The sequence below is a fragment of the Azospirillum sp. BE72 genome (assembly GCF_031455875.1).
GTDB lineage: Bacteria > Pseudomonadota > Alphaproteobacteria > Azospirillales > Azospirillaceae > Azospirillum.
Map to the genome: position 1 here is coordinate 581500 of NZ_JAVDTO010000003.1, position 23743 is coordinate 605242.

General features: G+C 68.3%; 22 protein-coding genes and 1 pseudogene. 15 read left to right on the forward strand and 8 right to left on the reverse strand.

All coding sequences use genetic code 11. The annotated features are described in order from the left end of the window. The first annotated feature begins 3 nt into the window (after positions 1-3). Positions 4-624, forward strand: a complete 621-nt coding sequence (locus tag J2Y49_RS14265) for a TetR family transcriptional regulator (protein WP_310115502.1) — start codon at positions 4-6, stop codon at positions 622-624. A 133-nt stretch (positions 625-757) separates the two neighbouring features. Here J2Y49_RS14265 and J2Y49_RS14270 read toward each other — a convergent pair whose 3' ends face one another. Together J2Y49_RS14270 and J2Y49_RS14275 are read right to left on the reverse strand one after the other, a co-directional pair. Then, positions 758-1516 (reverse strand): cyclic nucleotide-binding domain-containing protein, encoded by a 759-nt coding sequence (locus J2Y49_RS14270; RefSeq protein WP_310115503.1) that lies wholly within the window; start codon positions 1514-1516, stop codon positions 758-760. A 75-nt stretch (positions 1517-1591) separates the two neighbouring features. Continuing rightward, complete coding sequence (locus J2Y49_RS14275; protein ID WP_310115504.1) at positions 1592-2212, reverse strand: TlpA disulfide reductase family protein; 621 nt, start codon at positions 2210-2212, stop codon at positions 1592-1594. A gap of 89 nt (positions 2213-2301) precedes the next feature. Between J2Y49_RS14275 and argH the strand changes: the two genes are divergently transcribed. The 3 genes from argH to lysA are packed head-to-tail and all read left to right on the forward strand — an operon-like array spanning position 2302 to position 5251. Beyond that, positions 2302-3738 (forward strand): argininosuccinate lyase, encoded by a 1437-nt coding sequence (argH, locus tag J2Y49_RS14280; RefSeq protein WP_310115505.1) that lies wholly within the window; start codon positions 2302-2304, stop codon positions 3736-3738. Further along, the gene (locus tag J2Y49_RS14285; protein WP_310115506.1) at positions 3735-3941 is read left to right on the forward strand and encodes a hypothetical protein; all 207 of its coding nucleotides are present in this window, start codon (positions 3735-3737) and stop codon (positions 3939-3941) included. The genes argH and J2Y49_RS14285 overlap by 4 nt, the downstream gene beginning before the upstream one ends. A 50-nt stretch (positions 3942-3991) precedes the next feature. Beyond that, positions 3992-5251: a diaminopimelate decarboxylase gene (gene lysA, locus J2Y49_RS14290; RefSeq protein WP_310115530.1), complete on the forward strand. Its 1260-nt coding sequence runs from the start codon at positions 3992-3994 to the stop codon at positions 5249-5251. 242 nt (positions 5252-5493) lie between these two features. Here lysA and J2Y49_RS14295 read toward each other — a convergent pair whose 3' ends face one another. Further along, on the reverse strand, positions 5494-6003 hold the full coding sequence (locus tag J2Y49_RS14295) for a hypothetical protein (RefSeq protein WP_310115507.1): 510 nt from the start codon (positions 6001-6003) through the stop codon (positions 5494-5496). Between the two features lie 264 nt (positions 6004-6267). On the opposite strand from J2Y49_RS14295, the gene J2Y49_RS14300 reads away from it, so the two are divergent. The 3 genes from J2Y49_RS14300 to J2Y49_RS14310 all read left to right on the forward strand — a co-directional run bounded on the left by J2Y49_RS14300 (position 6268) and on the right by J2Y49_RS14310 (position 8394). Next, positions 6268-6912 (forward strand): DUF47 domain-containing protein, encoded by a 645-nt coding sequence (locus tag J2Y49_RS14300; RefSeq protein WP_108548800.1) that lies wholly within the window; start codon positions 6268-6270, stop codon positions 6910-6912. A 10-nt stretch (positions 6913-6922) separates the two neighbouring features. Then, on the forward strand, positions 6923-7936 hold the full coding sequence (locus J2Y49_RS14305; RefSeq protein ID WP_310115508.1) for an inorganic phosphate transporter: 1014 nt from the start codon (positions 6923-6925) through the stop codon (positions 7934-7936). Positions 7937-8079: 143 nt separating this feature from the next. Continuing rightward, a complete protein-coding gene (locus J2Y49_RS14310) occupies positions 8080-8394 on the forward strand; it encodes a hypothetical protein (RefSeq protein WP_310115509.1) in 315 nt (104 codons plus the stop codon). 17 nt (positions 8395-8411) lie between these two features. Here the strand turns inward: J2Y49_RS14310 and J2Y49_RS14315 are convergent, their stop codons facing one another. Next, complete coding sequence (locus J2Y49_RS14315; protein WP_310115510.1) at positions 8412-11141, reverse strand: response regulator; 2730 nt, start codon at positions 11139-11141, stop codon at positions 8412-8414. A 278-nt stretch (positions 11142-11419) separates the two neighbouring features. Between J2Y49_RS14315 and J2Y49_RS14320 the strand changes: the two genes are divergently transcribed. From J2Y49_RS14320 to J2Y49_RS14330, 3 genes are all read left to right on the forward strand, one after another. Further along, the gene (locus J2Y49_RS14320) at positions 11420-11845 is read left to right on the forward strand and encodes a TerB family tellurite resistance protein (protein WP_310115511.1); all 426 of its coding nucleotides are present in this window, start codon (positions 11420-11422) and stop codon (positions 11843-11845) included. 348 nt (positions 11846-12193) lie between these two features. Next, positions 12194-12442, forward strand: a complete 249-nt coding sequence (locus J2Y49_RS14325) for a hypothetical protein (RefSeq protein ID WP_014189456.1) — start codon at positions 12194-12196, stop codon at positions 12440-12442. 93 nt (positions 12443-12535) lie between these two features. Beyond that, positions 12536-12826 (forward strand): hypothetical protein, encoded by a 291-nt coding sequence (locus tag J2Y49_RS14330; protein WP_194914648.1) that lies wholly within the window; start codon positions 12536-12538, stop codon positions 12824-12826. A 106-nt stretch (positions 12827-12932) separates the two neighbouring features. Here J2Y49_RS14330 and J2Y49_RS14335 read toward each other — a convergent pair whose 3' ends face one another. Continuing rightward, positions 12933-13181, reverse strand: a complete 249-nt coding sequence (locus tag J2Y49_RS14335) for a hypothetical protein (RefSeq protein WP_111070105.1) — start codon at positions 13179-13181, stop codon at positions 12933-12935. A gap of 270 nt (positions 13182-13451) precedes the next feature. Here J2Y49_RS14335 and J2Y49_RS14340 point away from each other — a divergent pair, with 270 nt between their 5' ends. Further along, positions 13452-17012 carry a PAS domain-containing hybrid sensor histidine kinase/response regulator gene (locus J2Y49_RS14340; protein ID WP_310115512.1) on the forward strand — a complete coding sequence of 1187 codons (3561 nt, stop codon included), beginning with the start codon at positions 13452-13454 and terminating at the stop codon, positions 17010-17012. A gap of 53 nt (positions 17013-17065) precedes the next feature. Continuing rightward, entirely contained in the window at positions 17066-17761 is a 696-nt protein-coding gene (locus J2Y49_RS14345) for a response regulator transcription factor (protein WP_310115513.1), read from the forward strand. Positions 17762-17770: 9 nt separating this feature from the next. Here the strand turns inward: J2Y49_RS14345 and J2Y49_RS14350 are convergent, their stop codons facing one another. Further along, positions 17771-18610 (reverse strand): hypothetical protein, encoded by an 840-nt coding sequence (locus tag J2Y49_RS14350; RefSeq protein ID WP_310115514.1) that lies wholly within the window; start codon positions 18608-18610, stop codon positions 17771-17773. Between the two features lie 236 nt (positions 18611-18846). Here J2Y49_RS14350 and J2Y49_RS14355 point away from each other — a divergent pair, with 236 nt between their 5' ends. Continuing rightward, positions 18847-20067, forward strand: coding sequence for a DNA polymerase IV (locus J2Y49_RS14355; protein WP_310115515.1), 1221 nt, complete (start codon positions 18847-18849; stop codon positions 20065-20067). A 120-nt stretch (positions 20068-20187) separates the two neighbouring features. Here J2Y49_RS14355 and rnk read toward each other — a convergent pair whose 3' ends face one another. Then, the gene (rnk, locus tag J2Y49_RS14360; RefSeq protein ID WP_310115516.1) at positions 20188-20610 is read right to left on the reverse strand and encodes a nucleoside diphosphate kinase regulator; all 423 of its coding nucleotides are present in this window, start codon (positions 20608-20610) and stop codon (positions 20188-20190) included. A 410-nt stretch (positions 20611-21020) separates the two neighbouring features. After that, complete coding sequence (locus J2Y49_RS14365; RefSeq protein WP_310115517.1) at positions 21021-21500, reverse strand: Lrp/AsnC family transcriptional regulator; 480 nt, start codon at positions 21498-21500, stop codon at positions 21021-21023. A 220-nt stretch (positions 21501-21720) separates the two neighbouring features. Here J2Y49_RS14365 and ald point away from each other — a divergent pair, with 220 nt between their 5' ends. Beyond that, positions 21721-22842 carry an alanine dehydrogenase gene (ald, locus tag J2Y49_RS14370; protein WP_310115531.1) on the forward strand — a complete coding sequence of 374 codons (1122 nt, stop codon included), beginning with the start codon at positions 21721-21723 and terminating at the stop codon, positions 22840-22842. Positions 22843-23633: 791 nt separating this feature from the next. Next, positions 23634-23743 (forward strand): annotated as a pseudogene (locus J2Y49_RS14375) (branched-chain amino acid ABC transporter permease LivH); the annotation flags it as partial.

The following is a 23743-nucleotide window of genomic DNA, read 5'->3' on the forward strand; positions in this document are numbered from 1 at the left end:
CCAATGGCTGAGGCGGCGCTGACCCCGGACCGCATCCTGGAGGCGGCGGAGGAGGTCTTGCGCCGCTACGGTCCCGCCAAGGCCACGGTGGTGGACGTCGCCCGCGCGCTGGGCGTCAGCCACGGCAGCGTCTACCGCCATTTCCCCAGCAAGGCGGCGCTCCGCGACACGGTGACGGAGCGCTGGCTCGCCCGCGTCTCCGACCCGCTGGCGGTCATCGCCGGGGAGAGCGGACCGGCGCCCGCCCGCCTGCGCCGCTGGTTCGACGCGCTGATCCGGGCCAAGCACCGCAAGGCCGGCGACGATCCTGAACTGTTCGCCACCTACATGACGCTTGCCGCCGAAGCCCGCGAGGTGGTGGCGGAGCATGTGGCGCATCTCTGCGGCCAGATCGCCCGCATCGTCGCCGACGGCATGGCCGACGGCAGCTTCGCCCCCGGCGACGCCGCCACGGTCGCCCGCGCCCTGCTCGACGCGACCGCCCGCTTCCACAACCCCGCCCACGCCGCCGAATGGGCCTCCCCCGACACCGCCGCGGCGTTCGAGGCGGTTTGGACACTGGTCATGCGCGGGCTGGAGGTGCGGGAGATTCCCTCTCCCCCCCCGGGGAGAGGGTTAGGGTGAGGGGGATGCGCGGGGTGGATTTTATGAGAAATCGGGAGTGCGCGATGCTTGATGATCCTCGCTGCGCGTCCCCCTCACCCAGCCCTCTCCCCGGGGGGGAGAGGGTTACCGCTCCGGGGACATGCGATCAAACTTATCCCGCCTTCGCCTTGGTCAGCTGCGCGATGTAGATCCGCGTCAGCGACTTCAAAATCGGCGGCATCGCCGTCACCGCATCCTCGAAGCTGCGCTTGTCGATCACCTCGCAGATGCCGCCGGCGACCGCCACCGCGGTGACGTCGGGCTGACGGGCGGTCAGCAGATAGATCTCGCCGAACAGGCTGCCCGGCCCGAAGGTCGTGATGTCCTCGCCCAGCGTGCCGCGACCGGGGCGGAGCGCCACGCGGCCGGACTGGATCAGGTAGGCGGCGTTCACCGGCTCGTTGGGGCCGAAGAAGACATGCCCCTCGCGGATCATCCGGCGGTCGACCACCTTCTGGAACGAATTGGTGGAGCGGAAATCCACCGCGTTGCCGAACCGCTCGGTCGGCGGCAGGCCATAGTCGCGGCGGATGGCGGCGATCAGGCTCTGCAGCAGGTACGACGCCAGCGGCGGGCTGCGCTTCAGCAGGCCGCGGAAGGCGTCCCGCGTCACTTCGACGCAAACGACCTCGGTCAGCGAGCGCACGGTGGCGCTGCGCTCGCCGTCGTCGATCAGCGCCATCTCGCCGACCACGGCGCCCTTGCCGACCACCCCCAGCCGCCGGGTGCCGCCGTCCGGTGTGGTCAGCAGCACTTCCAGCTCGCCTGATTCGATCAGCCACGCCCGGTCGGCGCGTTCGCCCTGCCGCATCATCACGATGCCGGCACCGATGGTGAAGCGCTTGGGGCCAGAAGCGGCGGATTGCGTCATGGGGGAGGCTCGGGAGAGGCGAAAGGTTATCGCGGCACTCTACCCCATGGCGCCAAGGCCGTCAGCCGCCAGCTGTCAGCCGCCGGTCTTCATGACCCCGCTGCGGTCGCGCGCCGGCCCGCCGCCGCGGCCCAGGAATTGGCGCAGGAAGGTGACGACTTCCGGGGCATCCCATTCCACCGCCCCCTCGACGCGGCCAAGCTCGCGGCCTTCCGGATCGACCAGGATGGTGGTGGGCAGGCCGCGCAGGGACAGCGCCTTCATCGAATCCGACGCCGGGTCAAGGAACACCGTCAGGTTCTGCACCCCCGTCTTCTTGTAGAAGGGCTCCACCGCCGCCCGCCCGCCGCGGTCGAGCGACAGCGCCACCACTTGGAAGGCGTCGCCGCCCAGCTGGGCCTGCAGCCGGTCGAGCGATGGCATCTCCTTCACGCAAGGCCCGCACCAGGTCGCCCACAGGTTCAGCAGGATCACCCGGTCCTTGAAGTCGGCGAGATCGACCCGCCTCCCCTCCGCGTCGATGAAGGACAGCGGCGGCATCGGCTTGGGCTCGGCCCCCTTGAACTTCTCCAACTTGTCGACCCCGGTGGAGGCAACCGGAGTGGCGCCTGACGGGGCGTCCGCCGCGCCCAGCCGCAGCACCTCCGGTGGAGTGGGCGCAGCACCGGCGCTCCACCACAGGCCGGCCCCGGCCATGCACACACAAACCGTTGCGACAACCGCCAAAGTCCGCATACTCACGCTTCCTCGCTCCCCTTCACCCGAATGCCCCGGTATCCGTCCCCATGAGCGCCGATCAGACCCCGCCGAACTCCGCCGCCCCCACGGGCTCTGCCGCACCCGCCGCCAGCCAGATGTGGGGCGGGCGATTCGCGCGCGGTCCCGCCGCCATCATGGAGAAGATCAACGCCTCCATCGGCTTCGACAAGCGGCTCGCCGACCAGGACATCGCCGGGTCGAAGGCCCATGCCGCGATGCTGGCCAAGCAGGGCATCATATCCCAGGCCGACGCCGACGCCATCATCGACGGCCTCGACCGCGTAAAGGCAGAGATTGACGCCGGCAGCTTCACCTTCAAGGTGGAGCTGGAGGACATCCACATGAATGTGGAGGCCCGGCTGGCCGAGCTGATCGGCGAACCGGCCAAGCGCCTTCACACCGGCCGCTCGCGCAACGATCAGGTGGCGACCGACTTCAAGCTGTGGGTGCGCGACGCCATCGACCGGACCATCGCCGGCCTGACCGCTCTGCAGGCCGCCCTGATCGACCTGGCGGAGCAGCACACCGGCACGGTGATGCCCGGCTTCACCCACCTGCAGGCGGCGCAGCCCATCAGCTTCGCCCACCATCTGCTGGCCTATGTCGAGATGTTCGGGCGCGACCGCAGCCGCTTCCGCGACGCCCGCTGCCGGCTGAACGAATGCCCACTGGGCTCGGCGGCGCTGGCCGGCACCCCCTATCCCATCGACCGCTTCATGACGGCGGAGGCGCTGGGCTTCAACCGGCCGACCGCCAATTCGCTGGACGCGGTGTCCGATCGCGACTTCGCCCTGGAATACCTGTCGGCGGCGTCGATCTGCGCCATGCACCTGTCGCGCTTCGCCGAAGAGATCGTGATCTGGTGCTCGGCCCAGTTCCGCTTCATCAAGCTGTCGGACGCCTTCACCACCGGCTCGTCCATCATGCCGCAGAAGAAGAACCCCGACGCGGCGGAGCTGGTGCGCGCCAAGGCCGGCCGGGTGATCGGCAGCCTGAACAGCCTGCTGATCGCCATGAAGGGCCTGCCGCTGGCCTATTCCAAGGACATGCAGGAAGACAAGGAACCGGTGTTCGAGGCCGACGACACGCTGGCGCTCTGCATCGCCGCCATGGAAGGCATGGTGCGCGACATGCAGCCCAACGTCCCGGCGATGCGCGAGGCGGCCGACCGCGGCTTCCTGAACGCCACCGACCTCGCCGACTGGCTGGTGCGGGAACTGGACATGCCCTTCCGCGAGGCGCACCACGTCACCGGCCGCGCCGTGAAGGCGGCGGAGGACCGCCGCGTCGGCCTGACCGACCTGACGCTTGAAGAGCTTCAAGCCATCGAGCCGCGCATCACCGAGGCGGTCTATCCGGCGCTGAGCATCGAGGCGTCGCTGAACAGCCGCACCAGCTTCGGCGGCCCGGCCCCGGTCCGCGTGCAGGAGGCGGTGAAGGCCGCCCGGGAGCGTTTCCTGTGAACCGCCATCTTCCCCGGCCCGTCACCCTGACCGTCCTCGCCCTGGCCGGCGTGCTGGCTCTGTCCGGCTGCGGCAAGAAGCCCAGCATCGTCGACAGCCCGCGTCCGGAAGGTCAGGTCGATCCCTTCCCGCGCACCTATCCCAACCCCTCGCTGGACCCGAAGCCCGGTAAGCCGGCCGGTTCCGGAGTCCAGTTCCCATGAACGCCGCCCGCCCCGGTTCGCCCGCCTACAGTTCCCCCAACGGTTCTCCCATGAGTGTCTTCGCCTACCGCAACGGCGTGCTGCACGCCGAGTCCGTGTCGCTGGAGGATGTGGCGCGGGAGGTGTGGACGCCCTTCTACCTCTATTCCACCGCGGCGCTGGAATCGCACTACAACGCCTATGCCGGCGCCTTCGCCGGCCAGGATGCCGGCGTCTGCTATGCGCTGAAGGCCAACTCCAACCTCGCCGTCATCCGCACCCTGTCCCGGCTCGGAGCCGGCGGCGACGTGGTGTCGGTGGGCGAGATGAAGCGGGCGCTGGCCGGCGGCATTCCGGCCGAGCGCATCGTCTTCTCCGGCGTCGGCAAGACCCGCGACGACCTGCGCGCCGCGCTGGAGGCCGGCATCCACCAGATCAACGTCGAATCGGTGCCGGAGCTGGAGGCGCTGAGCGAGGTTGCCTCATCCATGGGCGTGGAGGCCCCCATCGCCTTCCGCGTCAACCCGGACGTCGACGCCAAGACCCACGCCAAGATCGCCACCGGCAAGAAAGAGAACAAGTTCGGCATCGACTACGACCACGCGCGCGAGATTTATCAGCGCGCGGCGACCCTGCCGGGCATCAAGCCGGTCGCCATCGCGGTCCATATCGGCTCGCAGCTGACCGACCTCGCCCCATTCCGGGCGGCCTACGAGCGGGTGGCGGCCCTGCTGCACCAGCTGCGCGAGGACGGCCACGACATCCAGCGCCTCGACCTCGGCGGCGGGCTGGGCATCACCTACAGGAACGAGGCGCCGCCCGATCTGGCCGACTATGCCGCGATGGTGCGCTCCATCACCGGCAATCTCGGCTGCCGCATCACGCTGGAGCCGGGCCGCTCGCTGGTCGGCAACGCCGGCATCCTGGTCAGCCGCGTCATCTATGTGAAGCAGGGTCTGCACCGCCGCTTCGCCATCGTCGACGCGGCGATGAACGACCTGATCCGCCCGTCGCTGTACGACGCCTATCACGGCATCGTCCCGGTCGCCGAGCCGGCCGACGGCGTCGCGGCGGAGCCCTACGACGTGGTCGGCCCGGTGTGCGAGAGCGGCGACACCTTCGCCGTGCAACGCCCGCTGCCGCCGCTGGCCGACGACGACCTCGTCGCCTTCCTGTCGGCCGGCGCCTATGGCGCGGTGATGGCATCGACCTACAACACCCGGCCGCTGGTGCCGGAGGTTCTGGTCAACGGCGACCGCTTCTCCGTCATCCGCCCCCGCCCGACGGTGGAGGAGATGCTGGCGGCCGAGCGGGTGCCCGACTGGCTGTAAGGGCTGACGTATCTTGAAAGCCCCTCTCCCCTTGCGGGGCGGGATCGGCCAAACGCCAACGGCGTTTTGCCGACCCGCGGGTTGGGGTGAGGGGTCGCAAATCCAGACTTCCACCGGCCTTGCGGCCGCCGCACCCCTCATCCCAACCCTTCTCCCGCAAGGGGAGAAGGGCTTTACACGACGAACAAAGCCCAAATACGATTTCTCTGCGGAAAGAGGGACTCCAGCCTCTTCCCATCCCCTCAGGTGCGGATCAGCCCGTCCGTTTTTGACGGCTCCGCCGGCGGATTGACCGGGCCCGGCGACAGCTGCCAGCCGTCGAGCGCGCGTCTCAGCGCGTCCAGCCCGGCACCGGCGGAGGATTTGGCCTCGTCGGCGGCGCGGGTGATGGCGGCGCAGAGTTCGGCGCGCCGCTTGGGATCGTCGCGGCTTTCCTCCAGCGCGCGGCCGACATCGTCAGTCGTCCCGCCGTTCCTGGCGTCGGGCGGCGCCGTCTTCGGGTCGATGCCCAGGAGCGGCAGCAGATACTCCCGCCCCTTCTCGCGCGCCAGCGCCACCGCCTTGTCCCCGAACCGCTCCGCCGTCGCCAGACCGGCATCCCAGGTGCTGAGCGCGGCCGAGACGGTCGGGCTGCAGCGGCCGGCGGGGTCCTCCGGCGACGCCGTCTGCGCCTGCAGCGGGGCGGCCGAAAGCAGCAGGACCGCCAGGGCCGGCACGGCAAGGCGGCGGATGGAACTGGATGGGCACGTCATGCGGGCAAACCTGCGGTCTTGAAGGGGCGTGACGGTCATTTGGGGAGGCGGCATGCGCCTTTCCATAGCCCCGCCCGATCCGGCACGGCCGACCCGGATCATTCCGTCCAGCGCCTGGAAAGTACGCAGAGGCCGCAACCTGTGGCGATTTTGCTACCAAATGACTGTTTCATGACTGTTACATGACATGCCGCCGCTGCACTGGGCGGCGAAGCGTGCTAAGAGCAGCGCAAAATCACTCCAGTTACCGCGAGTCACCGTCCCATGCTGCTGCGCGCTTTCCGTTCGCTGATGCCGAAGGAGGAACGCTTCGTCGACCAGTTCGTCGAGCAGGCCCGCCACATCGTGGCCGCAGCCGCCGCGCTGGAAGCGGTGATGGACGCGGGTCCGGAGGAGCGGGCACAGAAGATCGCGGCGCTGAAGCGGGTGGAAAAGGACGCCGACCGCATCGCCAAGGATGCCGGGCGCGACCTGCACCGCGCCTTCATCACCCCCTTCGACCGCTCGGACATCCTGTCGCTGATCAACGCGCTGGACGACGCCATCGACCTGATGGACGAGGTTCCGCGCCATGCCGGCCTCTACGGCATCGAGACGTTCGACGAGCCGATGCGCCGCTTCGTCGTCCTGATCCGCCAGCAGGCCGACGTGATGGTGGAGCTGATGCCGCTGCTGGGCGCCATCGCCCGCAACGCGGAACGCATCGACCATCTCTGCGGCCGCATGTCCGACCTGGAGGACGAGGCCGACGACGTGCTGCGCAGCGCCCTGCAGTCGCTGATCGCGGAGAAGCCGGACATGATCGCCTTCCTCGGCCGGCGCGAGCTGTACGAGATGCTGGAGGCGGTGACCGACCGGTGCGACGACGTCGGCGACCTGGTCGCGGGCATCACGCTCGATCAGGTCTGAGGCGGCGGCAATGGAGGCCCTCCAGCTCGCACTGCCGGCGATCATCTTCATCGTCTTCGTGGCGCTCGCCTTCGACTTCATCAACGGCCTGCACGACGCGGCGAACTCCATCGCCACCGTGGTGTCGACCCGCGTGCTGTCGCCCAAGCTGGCCGTGCTGTGGGCGGCTTTCTTCAACTTCATCGCCTTCCTGTTCTTCGGCCTGCATGTCGCCACCACCATCGGCACCGGTCTGGTCGATCCGCTGGTGATGGACCCGGCGGTGATCCTGGCGGCGCTGATCGGCGCTATCGGCTGGAACCTGATCACCTGGTATCTCGGGCTGCCGTCCTCGTCGTCCCATGCGCTGGTCGGCGGCATCGCCGGGGCCGGCATCGCCAAGGCCGGGTTCAGCGCCATCATCGCCAGCGGCTTCACCAAGACGGCGGTCGCCATCGTGCTGTCGCCGGGCATCGGCCTGCTGCTGGCGCTGCTGCTGATGCTGGTGGTGTCCTGGGTGCTGCGCCGCTCCGCCCCCTTCACGGTCGACCGGCAGTTCCGCCACCTCCAGCTCGTCTCCGCCGCCCTCTACAGCCTGGGCCACGGCGGCAACGACGCGCAGAAGACGATGGGCATCATCGCCGTCCTGCTGTTCAGCCAGGGCATGCTGGGCGATACCTTCTACGTCCCCTTCTGGGTCATCATCACCTGCCAGGCGGCGATGGGGCTGGGCACGATGATGGGCGGCTGGCGCATCGTCCGCACCATGGGCTCGCGCATCACCGACCTGAAGCCCTATCAGGGCTTCTGCGCCGAGACCGCGGGCGCCATCACGCTGTTCGGCGCGACGTGGCTGGGCATTCCGGTTTCGACCACCCACACCATCACCGGCGCCATCGTCGGCGTCGGCTCCGCCCGCCGCACCTCGGCGGTGCGCTGGGGCTTGGCGGGCCGAATCGTCTGGGCCTGGGTGCTGACGATTCCCGCCTCCGGCATCGTCGCCGCCCTGTCCTACCTGCTGGTGGCCGGCCTGCTGACCCCGTAAGCGGGCCGCCGGCCCGTTCGACCGGGCGGAGAATCGGGGGCAGGAACACGACGCGAACGGATAAACCCTTCGTTCAGCAGCGCGGCCTTGACCCGGAAGGGCGGGAACGGCAGGATCGGTGCGGTGGAGACAGGATACCGGTCATGCCGCATATCGAACGCACCGACCAAGGCGAGCAGTATGTGCTTCCCGGCACCGAACGCCGGACGGCTCCCGGCTTGCCCTATGCGGCGGAAGCCGACGGCCAGCTGACCCTTCATTTCTACGCCCCGCCCGAGAAGTCCGAACGCCGGTCCCGCCCGACCTCCGCGCGCGCCCTGCCCGCCACCCCGGCGATGCCCGCGGTGATGCCTGCCGCGATGACCCAGGTCCAGACCTCCACGTCGGGAGAGGCCACGCCGCAAAGCCTGTTCGGCCGCCGCCTCGCCCATTTCCCGCGGGTGTTCGAGCAGCCCTGAGGGCTGTCCACGACCGTTTACGCGACGCCCGTGCGGCTGCGGCCGGATGCAAGGGTGCGGGCGACCTGACGCAGCAGGATCTCGCGGTCATAGGGCTTGCCGATGTGCCCGTTCATGCCGGCCTCGCGGCACTGGCGCCGTTCCTCTTCTGATGAGCCGGCGGTCAGCGCCAGGATCGGCACATCGCCGCGGGACGGCGGCATCGCGCGGATGGCCCGGCTGGCCGCCAGCCCGTCCATGCCCGGCATCTGCACGTCCATCAGCACCAGATCATAGTCGCCGGCCCGCACCGCCTCCACCGCCTCGGCACCGTCGGCAACCAGATCGATGCCATAGCCGCTGTCGCGGAACAGGGCCGCCAGCAGTTCGCGGTTGATCGACAGATCCTCGGCGATCAGCAGGCGCGGCGGCCCGGCCGGCCGGGGTGCGGCAGGAGCCGGCACGGAAACCAGGGGAGACGCCGGGACGGAGGAAGGCGCAGGCACCGCCGCCCCGCGCGCTCCGGTGATGCGGGCCAGCTGCTGGCGCAGTTCGTCGATGGAGAAGGGCTTGGCGATCATCGCCACTTCCGGTCCGAAGGCGGCGGGGTTGCCGACGGCATGCGCGGCGAAACCGGAGGCCAGCAGCACCGGCAGGCCGGGGCGCATGCGGGCGGCCTGCCGCGCCAGCTCCGTACCGTCCATGCCCGGCGGCATGACCACGTCGCTCAGCATCAGGTCCAGCGGCTCCGACCCGTCCAGGATCACCAGCGCCTCGTTGGCATTGGCCGCCGCGATCACGCGGTGCCCCCAGCCGCGCAGCAGCCCGGCCACCATGTCGCGCACGGTCGGGTCGTCGTCCACCAGCAGGACCGACAGCGGCTGCACGGCCGGGGCCGGGGCCGGGGCCGGCTCCAGAGCAGGAGCCGTGGCGGCAGGAATCGTGGCAGGAGCAGGCGCCGCCCGGGGTGCCTGCCGGAGTTCCTGCCGGGGTTCCGGCGGCAACATCCGGGCAGCGGGCAGGCGCACCGTCACCGTGGTTCCGACGCCAAGCGTGCTGCGCAGCGCCAGGGTGCCGCCATGCAGTTCCACCAGCCGCTTGGTCAGCGGCAGTCCCAGCCCGGCGCCCTCGATGCCGCGGTTGGCGGCGCTGTCCACGCGGGCGAAAGGCTCCAGCACGCGGTCGACATCCTCGGCGGGGATGCCGAGGCCGGTGTCGGTGACGCGGATCACCGGAACGCCGTCATCCACTGCAGCCGACAGGGTCACGGAGCCGCCCGACGGCGTGTATTTCACCCCGTTGGCGATCAGGTTCAGCAGGATCTGGCGGATGCGCCGGTCGTCGCCGCGCAGGTGCCGCACCGCAGGCGCCACCGCCGCCGACAGCAGCACGCCGGCACGCTCCGCCCGCGGGGTCAGCATGCGGACGGCGAAGTCGGCCGCCGCCTCCAGGTCGCAACGCCCCTCCTCGATCGGAAGTGCGCCGGCTTCCGCCCGCGCATGGTCGAGGATCTCGTTGATCAGCTCCAGCACATGCTGGCCGGAATCGCGAACATTTGCGGCATATTGCCGGTAGACCGGGGTGCCGACCGGCCCTTCCGCCTCGCGCGCGATCAGGTCGGCGAAGCCGATCACCGCGTTCAGCGGGGTGCGCAGTTCGTGGCTCAGCCCGGCCAGGAATTCGCCCTTGGCGCGGTTGGCGGCCTCGGCGGCCTGCCGCGCGGTCTCCGCCATGTCGCGGGCATGGTCGAGTGCTGCGGCCAGCCGGGCGCTCTCGTCGCGCTCGGCGCTGGTCCGCTCCACCGCGTTGCGCGCCTCGGCCAGCGCCACCTGCGCCTTGCGCTCGCGGTCCAGGTAACGCAGGCCCCAGGCCAGCGCCGCCAGGATCGCCAGCAGCCCGACGATGGTCTCCACCACCGTGTACAGGGTGCGGGTGCGCCATTCGGCCATCGCCTCGGTCCGGTCGATGCCGGTCAGCACCACCAGCCCGTAATCGCGCATCGTGCGGTAGGCGGCGATGCGCAGCACGCCGTCCAGCACCGACGCCAACAGAGTTTGTCCTTCCGGCGCCTCGCGCAGCTTGGTCTGGAACAGCAGCCCGCCGGCGACCGACCGGCCCACCGAGGCTTCGGTCGCCGGGCGGCGGGCGACGACCTCCCCGTTCGGACGGTAGACGCCGATCAGCGGGTCGAACTCGAAACCCAGCATGTTGTAGAAATCGGTGAGGGTATCGACCCTGATCGAGGCGGACGCCACGCCGACGAACCGCCCCTCGTCGTCATGCAGGGGGCGGGATACCGGAAAGACCAGCGGCTGGCTGCCGGTGCGGCCCGGCTGCCCGGCGCCGATATGCAGGCGCATGCCGCTCCGCAGGGCCTCCAGCCCGGCCGGATCGGCGAAGCTGGCGATGCGGTTGGGAAAGCTGGCCGATTCCAGGACGGCGCGCCCGTCGGCGTCATAGATCCAGATCGCGTCCGCGCCCTCGATATGGGCTGCGTATTCGCGCAGGCGGGTCCAGTGCTTCAGGTCGCGCACCTTCTGCGGCCCGCCGGCCTCCGCCACCATCGCGGCGGTCTGGTCGAGCGCGATGTCGGCCGTGCGCACCGTCCGGTGGACATGGTCGTCCACCAGCCGGGCCATGTCGCGGACCATGGCGAAGCGGCGCTGCTGAGTGTCCTGGTAGTCGTAATAGATCCTGTGCGCCGCGTTGCCGGCCAATGCGGCCAGAACGACCATCACAACCAGAGCGCCCCGGACGAAGCGTCCCACAGATCCTCCCGGAATTCCCCGACCCGCCGCGCGATGCAGCCGAACCGACGCGGCCAAACCGATGCTTAAGGTTCAAACTATCACGAAATCCGCCGGGCCGGCGCGCTATTCGACGGCGGCGCGCCTCAGGGTTTGCCCCGATGGCGGGCGGCGGTGGCGGGCGGCGGTGGCGGAATGGGCCGATCTCGCACGGAAAAATCGCCGCCGCCCCCATCTTGCACGGGGTACCCCACGGGCCCAAATGCGCGGGCATCTCGACCATTGGGGAGGTTAGGAACATGGGTCTGTTCGATATGTTCAAGGGCAACGCTCCGCTGGAGCTGAACCCGCGCCGGGCGCTGGTCGTCTCGCTGATCTACTGCATGGGGTCGGACGGCGAGATCGATCCGGAGGAGGTGGGCCATCTGATCTCCGTCCTCGGCCGCAACGCCACGCGGGAGGAACTGGACCGCTGCTTCAAATTCGCGCGCAGCACCCCGCCCGACACGTTCCTGGGCGAGGTCGCGCCGAAGCTGAACGAACAGCAGCGCCTGTGCATCCTGCTGAACATGATCGACAGCGCCATGGCCGACGGCGAGGCGGAACAGGGCGAACGCGACCTGATCATCCGCTTCCAGCAGGCCTTCGGCTTCGACGACGCCAAGCTGCAGCCCTATTTCCAGGCGCTGGTGGTGAAGAACAGCCGGACCGTGCTGGACGCCTGACGGCCGGGTGAAGGCGGCTCCCGGTCCCGGCCCGCCGGGATCGGGAGCCGCCGGCAACGCCTTGCCCGGATGGGGAAAACCGCGGCCGGCGCAAGAGGGGATTGCGGCAGGAGTTGGCAGGAATTTGCCGCGTCTGACCCGCGAAACGGTCACAGGCGGAATAAAGCGCCCCGACCTATGTTGATGCAGGTTAGAGGCCGGCCACCGTCAGCTTTGCCGATGCGCCCACTGTGACACGAACGTTCATTTGTCACAGCCGAACGTCATAGGCACCGTTGTGGGAACTGGTCCGAAGGTTTAATCTGTTTGTACCCCCAACCAATTCCCAAACATGGGAAGGTGCCATCCATGAATCTGCACAGTCTGGCCAGCGACATGGTGCAAACCGTTCTGGCCTGTGAAAAGGCGCTCCCCGGTCGGGCGAACGCCGACGATCAGGATCTCGCCCGGCACATCCTGGTCGAACCCGACCATGCCTGGCACGTTTGCGAGACCTACGCCCGCGCCGTCCGCATGCCGGTCGAACAGCTCCCGGTCAGCCAGCTCCGCGGCCTCATCAGCGACATCGTCCTGTCGAAGCTTCCCCGTTACGACTGAGTTTCTCGATCCCAAGGGCCGGCGCCGTATCCGGCCGATGGCCGGAACGATCCGGGTACTTCAATCCCGCAATTCCTGTTCCGTGGTGCCACCATGGCGATCGAGCTTCATTCCTTTACCGTAACGCTGGCCGTCGCGGATTCCTCCGGCTGTTCCAGCGCCGCCGAACACCGTGCCCGCATCTGGAAGGCCGTGTCCGAGCTGTCGGCCGCCGTCCGCAATGCCGGCATGGCGACCGAGGCCCGCTTCCGCGGCCAGGACCGCCAGGGCCATGTCCTGTTCGAGGCGACCGACACCGGCGCCGCCTTCCTGCGCGGCCTGCCCGCCATCGCCCGCGTCGACGATGCGCGCATGGGCGGGGGGCGCGTCCAGCTGCGCCACTGACGCCGCCCCGGCTCCCCGGCCGGCGCAGTCATCGCCTGAAAACGAAGGCCCGCCGCTCCGATCCGGGGCGGCGGGCCTTGCCGTTCTCAGCGCATGATATGTCCGCTCAACGCGCGCGGTGGCGCAGGGGGCGGACGTTGCTTTCGGTCTCGACCTCTTCGGTCGGGCGCACCTTCTTCAGCTGGACGATGAAGCGCTCGGCGCCATTCTCCATGACGGCGATGCCGGTCAGGCCATGCGCCCAGTCGCACGGGACGACGTGGATCTCCTTGATGGTGGCGGTACCTGCGGCAAGCTCCGCGCGATCCAGGACCACGTCCCCGACCCGGAACCCCAAATAGGCGTCTATCAGCATTCTGTTGGGTGTCCGTCTTCCGTTTCAGGCCACGCACCGGGTCCGGCACCAGGGGCCGGGCTCCTTCACGATAAGCCATCTTGCCACAGATTGGGCTTTTCGCGACGCTTTCCCAGCGACGGCGTCGCAGTAAACCGACGGAGACCCCCGATCGTTCCAGTCGCGGACCGCCGGCCATTGTTGCCGGCGGGGCGATTGGGATAGGGTCGGCCGGCTTTCTCATTCCCCGTTCCGTCCCCCTTCCCATCCCTCCCGAGAGGTCCGTCGGTCGTGCAGAGTTGGCTGGTCCTGGCCGTATCGGCGGCCTATCTGGGCGTGCTGTTCGCCATCGCCTGGTGGGGAGACCGGCGCACCGCGGGCGGAACGCTGGTGCTGTCCTCCCCGCGCGCGGCCGGCATTCTCTATGCGCTGACGCTCTGCATCTACAACACGAGCTGGAGCTTCTACGGGTCGGTCGGCCGGGCATCGGCGAGCGGGTTCGATTTCCTGCCGATCTATCTGGCGCCGATGATCCTGCTGCTGGCCGCAAGGCCGGTGCTGACCAAGATCATCGCCATCACCAAGGCGCAGAACGTCACCTCAATCGCCGACTTCATCGGTGCGCGCTATGGCAAGAGCCAGGCGGTGGCGGCGCTGGTGACGCTGACGGCGCTGGTGGGGGTGCTGCCCTACATCGCGCTCCAGCTGAAGGCGGTGGCGGCCAGCTTCGACGTGCTGACCGCGCCCTCGCTGGCCTCGCCGGCGGCCCTGCCGCCGCCGATCTGGGGCGACACCGCCTTCGCGGTGGCGCTGTCGATGGCGGTCTTCACCATCCTGTTCGGCGTCCGCCACATCAACGCCAGCGAGCATCACCGCGGCCTGATGCTGGCCATCGCCTTCGAAAGCCTGGTGAAGCTGACCGTCTTCCTGGCGGTGGCGGCCTTCATCGTCTGGGGCATGTTCGACGGCTACACCGACCTGATCGCCCGGCCGCAGGCGGAACCGCTGCTGTCGCCCAGCTTTTCGGACCCGACATGGTGGTCGAACACGGCGATCTCGATCATCGCCTTCCTCTGCCTGCCGCAGATGTACCATGTGATGACTGTGGAGAACGACAATCCCCGCCACCTGCGCGCCGCCGCCTGGATGTATCCGACCTATCTGGTGGCCTTGAGCGCGCTGATGATCCCCATCGCAGTGGCCGGCCTGATCACCTTCGGGCCCAATTCAAATGGCGGTGACGGCATCAACCCCGACACCTTCATGATCACCCTGCCGATCGCGGCGGGAGCCAGCGGCTTCAGCCTGCTGTCCTTCATCGGCGGCCTGTCGGCGGCGACCGGCATGGTCATCGTCGCCGCGGTGTCGCTCAGCACCATGCTGTGCAACGACGTGGTGATGCCGCTGCTGCTCAGCCGCCCGCGCTTCGCCGCCCGCGTCGGCCGGCGCGACATGGTCGGCACGCTGCTGCTGGTGCGCCGGCTGTCGGTGCTGGGTATCCTGCTGCTGGCCTATGTGATGCACCGGCTGGTCGACCGCGACTATCCGCTGACCGTCATCGGCCTGCTGTCCTTCGTCGCGGTGGCGCAGTTCGGGCCGGCCTTCTTCGGCGGGCTCTACTGGCCGCGGGCCAACCGGGTGGGGGCGCTGGCAGGGCTGGGCGCCGGCTTCCTGCTGTGGGTCTACACCCTGCTGGTGCCGTCGATGGCCCGCATCGTCCCGGTGCCCGACGCGCTGTTCGACGTCGGCCCCTGGGGCATCGGCTGGCTGCGCCCGCAGGCGCTGTTCGGGATCGAGGGGCTGGACCCCATCTCCCACGCCAGCCTGTGGAGCCTGCTCGCCAACCTGATCGCCTTCGTCGCCGGATCGCTGCTCGCCCGCCCCAGCGCGGTGGAACGCACCCAGGCCGTCTTCTACACCACCGCCACCGCCGACCAGGACGACGACGACACCCCCCAGGCGCTCGCCAAGCTGGCCGACCTGCGCGCTCTTGCCATCCGCTTCGTCGGGGCGGAGCGCGGCAACGCCGCCTTCGACGCTTATGCCGCCGGCCGCAAGGGCGAGGCGGGACCGGCCGACCTCGACGCCGTCCGCTTCACAGAGACGCTGATCGCCGGCGCCATCGGCGCGGCGTCGGCGCGGGTGGTGATGGCGGCCTCGCTCCAGGGGCGGTCATTGTCGCGCGGCGACGCCATGGCGATGCTGGACGAGGCGTCTGAGGCGCTTCGCTTCAACCGCAAGCTGCTGCAGGCGACGCTGGAGAACATCGGCCAGGGCATCTGCGTGATCGACGCCGACCACCGCATCGCCGCCTGGAACCACCGTTACCTGGAACTGCTCGACCTGCCGGCCGACATGGTGCGGGTGGGCGTGCCCTTCGCCGACCTGATCCGCTTCAACGAGCGGCGCGGCGAATACAGCGCCCACGACATGAAGGCGCTGCTGACCAACCGCGACACCGCCAGCCTGCAATGGCCCTACCGCTACGAGCGGCGCCGGCCCGACGGCACGGTGCTGGAGATCGTCGCCAACCCGCTGCCGGAGGGCGGCTACGTCTCCACCTACACCGACGTGACCGAGCGCTACCGGGCGGCGGAGGCCCTGCGCGAGGCCAACGAAAGCCTGGAGCACCGGGTGCAGGAGCGCACCGACGCCCTGCAGCAGGCCAAGGCGGAGGCCGAGGCGGCCAACGCCAGCAAGACCCGCTTCCTCGCCGCCGCCAGCCACGACCTGCTGCAGCCGCTGAACGCCGCCCGCCTGTTCGTCTCGGCGCTGGAGGAGAGCATCCGCGTTCCCTTGCCGACGGTGGAGCAGCGGGTGTCCGAATGCGGCATGATCGACAATGCCGCCGCCGCCCTGCGCTCCACCGAGATGCTGCTGGGCGGGCTGCTCGACATCTCCTCGCTGGATGCCGGCAATGTCCGGGTGCAGATGCGCAGCTTCGCCATCGACGAACTGCTGGGCGGGCTGGGGGTGGAGTTCTCCGCCCTGGCGCAGGAACGCGGGCTGACGCTGAAGGTGGTCGGCTGCGGGGCGGCGGTGCGGTCGGATCCGCAGCTGCTGCGCCGGGTGCTGCAGAATTTCCTGTCCAACGCCATCCGCTACACGCCCAAGGGCCGGGTCCTGCTGGGCTGCCGGCGCCGCCGCGATCCAGTTCTGGGCGACCGCCTGCGCATCGAGGTGTGGGACACCGGCCCCGGCATTCCCGAGTCCAGGCACCACGAGGTGTTCGAGGAGTTCCGCCGGCTGGGCGGCGAGGACGGCAACGGCGACCCGACCGACAAGGGGTTGGGGCTGGGCCTCGCCATCGTCGACCGCATCGCCCGGCTGCTCGGCCATCCGGTCACGATGCACTCCACGGTCGGGCGCGGCACCGGCTTCACCGTGGAGGTGCCGATGGAGCAGGCGCGCGCCGCGCCGGTCGTCCGCCCGGTCTCCGTCCCCACCGCCCTGTCGGCCGGGCTTCTGGTGCTGTGCATCGACAATGAGGAGCCGATCCTGGCGGGCTTGCGCGCCCTGCTCGGCCAATGGGGCTGCCGGGTGGCGACGGCGTCGGACGTGTCCGGCGCGCTGGCGGCGCTCGCCCCCTTCGACGGCACACTTCCAGATGTGGTCTGCGTGGATTATCACGTAGGCGGAGGGCAGACGGGACTTGCGGTTCTGCAGCGGTTGCGGGAATTGTGGGGCCGTCCGGTCAAGGGGCTGCTGCTGACCGCCGACCGGTCCGAAGCGGTGCGGGCCGAGGCGGAGCGTTGCGGCTGCGGCGTGCTCTACAAACCGGTGAAGCCGGCGTCGCTGCGCCGCTTCCTGAACGGGGCGGCCCTGCAGACGTCTGCCGTGGCCGAACGGTAAGGCCGGAACCGGAAAAAAAGCCGGACGGCCGCGAATGGGGGGATACGAAGGCCATGGGCGAGGACAGCGCCGCGAGTGCAGCGACCGACGCAACGGCCGGCGACGGAACGACCATCGTCATCGGCGACGACCACCCGCTGGTGCAGGCGGCACTGCGCGACGCGCTGGGCAAGGCGATGCCGGAGGTGCGGGTGATCGAATGTCCGGACCTCGACTCGGTGATGACCGCGGTGGGGCGGCGGCCGGCCGACATCGACCTCGTGCTGCTCGACCTCAACATGCCGGGCACCCACGGCTTCGCCGGCCTGTTCATGATGCTGGCCCACCATCCGACCGTGCCGGTCGCCATCCTGTCGGCGCTTCAGGACTCCGACACCATCCGCCGGGCGCTGGCCTATGGCGCCTCGGGCTACATCCCCAAATCGCTGTCGATGCCGGCGATGGCCGACGCCATCCGCGCCATCCTGTCGGGCGAGACCTGGGCGCCGCCGCTGTCCGCCGCCTCATCCGAAGCCGACGAGGCCGACGCCGCCCGCCGCTTCGCCTCCCTCTCGCCGCAGCAGCTGCGCATCCTGACGATGATCGTCGACGGCAAGCTGAACAAGCAGATCGCCGGAGATCTCAACGTGTCGGAGCAGACGGTGAAGGTCCATGTCTCCAGCATCCTGCGCAAGCTGAACGTGGTCAGCCGCACCCAGGCCGCCGTGGTCGCCGGCCGGCTGGCGGTGGGCGGGGATGTGCTGCGGTAGAAGACGGTGTCAGCTGATGGTCCTTTGCCCGCCACCCAGGGTTTTCGACCTCAGAATGACCCATGGCGTCTCCGACCCACGGAATTCGCAGATCGACAGGAGCTGGTTGAAATCCCCGATTCCTCTGATGATCCGCGGAGCCGCGACGACACGCCGGCTGAGATCGACGATTTCGACGTCATGGGTTGCATGGAACCGGCTCATGAATCCGTCCAGGCTGCGGTCGCCGCTCGGATGCACCTCGACGACCATGTCCAGATCGGCAAGTTGCGGGAAGCTGTCGAGGTTCAGCAGGGTGAACTCGCCGCCCTCGATGTCGCAAAACAGCAGGACCTTCTTTTCCACCGGGACCTCCGACTGTCCCGGAACGAATTCCGCTCCCAGGCGGATCCGGGATGCCAATCCGTTGTCCGCAGCGATGACGGCACATGCCTCACGCAGATGCGCTTGAATTTCATAGGCATGCACAACCGCATCGGGAAACATGCGCCCTAGTCCTGCCGCGTAGTAGCCTTCGGCGCAGCCAATATTGAGAACAACCCCATAGCCGCGATCGCCCAGCCCAACGATATGCGGTTGCAGATTCGCTTCGTATGTCCCCAGCAGGCGGGGGAACAAGCTGCCTTCGAATATAGGAGGATCGTACAAAAGCCCTTCGAAGATTCCACTCTTCACGGTCATGGGGCTATTGTCAAAAAGCTGCGCGAAGAGCGCAAAGTGCTTGTATTGGACCAGCAGATCCAGAAGCTCAGAAATTTTCTTCGGATCTGTCTCGCTCTCTTTTCTAACGACCAAAACTCTATTATAGATTTTCCCCAACAAAGCTGTGACCTGAGATTTTGCGCGCACTACATATCTCCCAAAGGGTAACCGGAAAATTATAGTCGATGCCGAGTGCATGTCATAGGAGATGGGCGGATGGCCGCTTCTCTTTCCGGCTTGGTGGTGTGATCGCACTCGGCCCTCCAGCTCGCCGATAGAGACCGCGGAGCACGTTCTCCTTATGTGCTCGTCCTATGGCCGCCGCCGCCGCGAGTTGCTACTGTGGCTTCTCCGAAAGCCGGAATGAAAGCCACGGGCCCGCAATGATCGCCCCAACCGAACCGACCGGCGGCGAACCGCACAATGCCTGGCACTGCGTCTGCCGCGACTGCGCCGCCGCCCCATCAAGCGCAGGCCAGGGTGACGTAACGCGCTGCCCGAAATGCGACAGCCGGCGTCTGTTCCGCCATGCGGAGCTGCACAGCCTGTCCATCGGCCACATCGACTGCGACAGCTTCTACGCCACGGTGGAAAAGCGCGACCGGCCGGAGCTGGCCAGCCGTCCGGTGATCGTCGGCGGCGACGACCATCGCGGGGTAGTGGCCGCCTGCTGCTATGTCGCCCGCATGTCCGGCGTGCGCTCCGCCATGACGATCCGCGAGGCGCTGGACCGCTGCCCCGACGCCACCATCATCCGCCCGAACATCGCCAAATACAAAGAGGTCGGCCATCGGGCCCGCGCGATCATGGAGGCCTTCACCCCCCTGGTGGAGCCGATCAGCATCGACGAGGCCTATCTCGACCTCACCGGCGTCGAGGACCGCCTCAGCATCAGCCCGGCCCAGGCGCTGGTGGAGATCGTCCGCCGCTTCGAGCAGGAGCTGCGCATCACCGCCTCCATCGGCCTCAGCCACAACAAGCTTCTGGCGAAGATCGCATCCGACCTCGACAAGCCGCGCGGTTTTTCCGCGCTCGGCCGGGCGGAGGCGGCGGGCTTCCTGGCGCCCAAGCGGGTCACCATCCTGTGGGGCGTCGGCCCGGCGCTGGAGCGCAAGCTGTTCGCCGACGGCATCACCCGCGTCGGCGACCTGCAGGACAAGGACGAGCATTGGCTGGTCAAGCGCTACGGCGCCATGGGCCGGGTGCTGTTCAACTATGCCCGCGGCGAGGATTCCCGCCGGGTCCAACCCGAATCGCCGAGCAAGAGCATCTCGTCGGAGGAAACCTTCGACTGGGACGTCACCACCCTGCCCGCCCTGGCGCAGGAGCTGCGCCCGCTGGCCGACAAGGTCGCCCGCCGGCTGGAACGCGAAGGGCTGCTGGGCCGCAGCGTGGTGCTGAAGCTGAAGACCAAGGATTTCCAGCAGCTGACCCGCTCCCGCCGGGTGGAGCCGACCCGCTCGGCCGAAGCGATCCTTGCCGCCGGCATCGCCCTGCTGGAGCGCGAGGTGGACGGCCGCGCCTTCCGCCTGATCGGCATCGGCTGCACCGACCTGACCCACCCGGAAACCGCGCCCGATCCCGAACTCGACCTGTTCGGGTGAGAGGGGGCATGAAAGATCAGCGGCCTTGGCACAGGGCTGTATTTCCCATCAGACGGCACGAACTTGGAGCAACGTCGCGGGGCTGAAGGATGGGCGCGCAGCCGCTCTTCCGACCGCGGATCATGCGGCGACGGCGCCCCCGTCCGCAATTGGCGGCTCGACGGCCAAAACGGTAAGGGTCTTCGCCTCGCCCTCGCGCGTGTACCATGTGATCGACTGTCCTTCCGCGACGCCAATGAGGGCCGCGCCAATGGGGGTCAGCACCGACACCCGACCGGCCGCGAGGTCGGCATCACCTGGATAAACCAGGGCGACGGTCCGCTCCTGTCCGGTTACCTCGTCCCGGAACGCCACGCGCGCGCCCATCGTGACCACCGTCGTCACGAGTTCTCTGGCATCGATCACCGCAGCGCGCTCCAGTTCGCCCGTGAGGTACTCGTATACATCGGGCAACCTCTCGGAAACGGCCTCGACCAGAGCCGAGAGGCGGTCATGGTCGGTGGCGGTCAGCACGATGGGCGGAAACTGGTCTGCGGGACGCATTAAAGTCTTCCTTCGCTTTTCTCGGCATGCACAACCGACCGCCAGGCGGCGCCCCCCGGTGGACGCCTCATCGGTCATGCAGCGGTTGCACGTGATAAACCCGCGACCGCATGGATGCGGTTCGAGCGGCTCTCTTGGATTCGGAGACTATGTTGGCCCCGGACGGTCCGGGAGCCTTGCCTCAGGCGACCAGATCCGGGGCGAGTGAGCCTGCGTGAACGCGGCCTGCACGCAGGAGGTTACGGATATGGCGGGGCGGCAGTGTCATGGTGCCCCGAACTTGGACAGGTTCGCTCCGGAATTCAAGGATTACCCGATCACGACGGGGCACGCGGCCCCCCACTCCCTGAAGCAAGCCCTTCAGGAGCGGATGTGCCCCCTTGGGCAAGAGGAAGGCATTCCCGCAACGGTCAGTCCGCCTGCTCCTCCAGCGCCGGCAGGCTGCCGGGGCGCACGACGCTGCGGATGGCGAAGCTGGACTGGATGCGCTGGACGCCGGGCAGGCGCGACAACGAGTCCTTGTAGATGCGGTCGTAATCGCTGGGGTCCTGCGCCACCACCCGCAGCAGATAATCCGAACTGCCCGACAGCAGGTAACATTCCCGCACCTCCGGACAGCGGCGGACGGCGGCGTCGAAGCGGCGCAGATACTCGTCGGTCTGGCGTTCCAGCGTGATCTGGACGATGACGGTGACCGACCGCTCCTCGTCCGCCGTCTCGATGATGGCGGTATAACCGCGGATCACGCCGGAATGCTCCAGCATGTGCAGGCGGCGCAGGCAGGCCGATGGCGACAGCCCGACCTCCGCCGCCAGCTTGGCGTTGCTCATCCGGCCGTCCTTGCGGAGAAGGCGCAGGATCTTGTGGTCCAGGGCGTCCAGGGCGTGCATGCAACTTTGTTCGAAGATGTGGCGGATTCTGCGAAAGCTCCACCACACTATGGGGGATTCATGCAAGGCTTTGCAGAGATTCACCCCGTTCGACGGCCTTATAGTGGCTTTTGTGAGACAATCAGCCCAACCGATGGTTTCACTGGAGACCGGATCGATTTCGGCCGGATGGTTTGGGCGAAGGATCGGATCGAGGAGATCTCGTATGGTCGGTTCCCGCATGGTCACGCGCATCGGCGTTCCCAAGGAGATCAAGAACCACGAATACCGGGTTGGCCTGACGCCCGCCTCGGTCCGCGAACTGGCGGCGGATGGCCATGCCCTGCTGGTGCAGAGCGGCGCCGGCACCGAGATCGGCTTTTCCGACGAGGCCTACCGCGCGGCGGGAGCCGAGATCGCCGGCACCGCCGAAGAGGTGTTCGCGAAGGCCGACCTTATCGTGAAGGTGAAGGAGCCGCAGCCGGCGGAATGTCGCAGGCTGCGGCCGGATCAGGTGCTGTTCACCTACCTGCACCTCGCCCCCGATCCCGAACAGGCCCGGCTGCTGATGGAAAGCGGCTGCACCGCCATCGCCTACGAGACGGTCACCGACCGCGCCGGCCGCCTGCCGCTGCTGGCGCCGATGTCGGAAATCGCCGGCCGCATGGCGATCCAGGTCGGCGCCGTGGCATTGCAGAAAAGCAACGGCGGCTCCGGCATCCTGCTGGGCGGCGTGCCCGGCGTGCTGCCCGGCAAGGTGCTGGTCATCGGTGGCGGGGTCGTCGGCGCCAACGCCGCCCGCATGGCGATGGGGCTGGGCGCCGACGTGACCATCGCCGACCGTTCCATGCCCCGGCTGGCCCAGCTCGACGACCTGTTCGGGCCGCGGCTGAAGACCGTCTATGCCTCGGCCGACACGCTCGACCGGCTGGTCGCCGACAGCGATCTGGTGATCGGCGCCGTGCTTGTGCCGGGGGCGGCGGCGCCGAAGCTGGTCCGCCGCGACCAGTTGGCCGGCATGCGCCGCGGCTCGGTGCTGGTGGACGTCGCCATCGACCAGGGCGGATGCTTCGAGACCAGCCACGCCACCACCCATTCCGACCCGACCTATGTGGTGGACGGGGTCGTCCATTACTGCGTCGCCAACATGCCGGGTGCCGTCGCCCGCACCAGCACCGAGGCGCTGAACCACGCCACCCTGCCCTTCGTCCATGCGCTCGCCGGCAAGGGGTGGAAGCGGGCGCTGGCCGAGGATCCGCACCTGCTGGCGGGGCTGAACGTCCATGCCGGACATTTGACCTACGAGGCGGTCGCCGACGCCCTGGGGCAGCCCTTCACCGACCCCCGCGGGGTCGTCAGCTGAACATGTGAACAGCTGTTGACAAAGAACTGAACGGAATTTTGCTGAAATCCTGTTTTTGGAAATTTCGTTCTGAAATCGACGGCAAGGGCGCGAGGAATGTTGTTTTTTTCCGCCGCAGGAAAGAGAGTGTTGCGCCTACGGATCAAGTTGCTTTACCTGTCTGTGACAAGAAAAAGGGCAGCATCCGCCACCGGCACCAAAGTGCCGGGGTGAGAGGCCAAGAACAGAATAGAACAGGGTAAGGCTCGGCGCCTTTCGCCGACTGGGCTGGGCCGGACGGCCGTTCCGTCCGATCCGGCCGATTCACAACAGGTTTGCCCGGCAGCCATGCCGGTGGGGACGCCACGGCCGCAAGCCGTGCCGCGCAAGTGGGAGCTGTTGACCATGGCCGAACGACGGAATGCCGCCCGGGTGCGGGACCGCGCCCCCGCGACATCGTCGCGCGTTCAAGTGACAGTGTCGCGCGTCCGGATGACGTCGCCGCTTGTCCTGATGGCCGTTGGTCCGATTTCGGACCGCCGGACCATTCCGGCCCTCCACATGCAGACCCGCACGGGTCCCCCATACCGCCTTTGACCGAAGCCCCGCCGGATTACGCATCCGGCGGGGCTTCGGCAAGAACCGGGTGCGGCGGCGGGGTTCCAAGCGTCCCCTGCCTTGGTCCTGGATGTTCTCCCCCGTTCATCCGGATCGGAACTCCGCCGCCGCACACGGCTCAATCCAGGTTTCAAGTTCCAAGTTTCGAGTGCCTGCCTATTCGGTGATCTGGGAGAGTGGGAGAAGAGCGCCTGATGGATTATTTCATACAGCAATTGATCAACGGCTTGTCGCTTGGGGCGATTTACGGCCTGATCGCGATCGGCTACACGATGGTGTACGGCATCATCGGTATGATCAACTT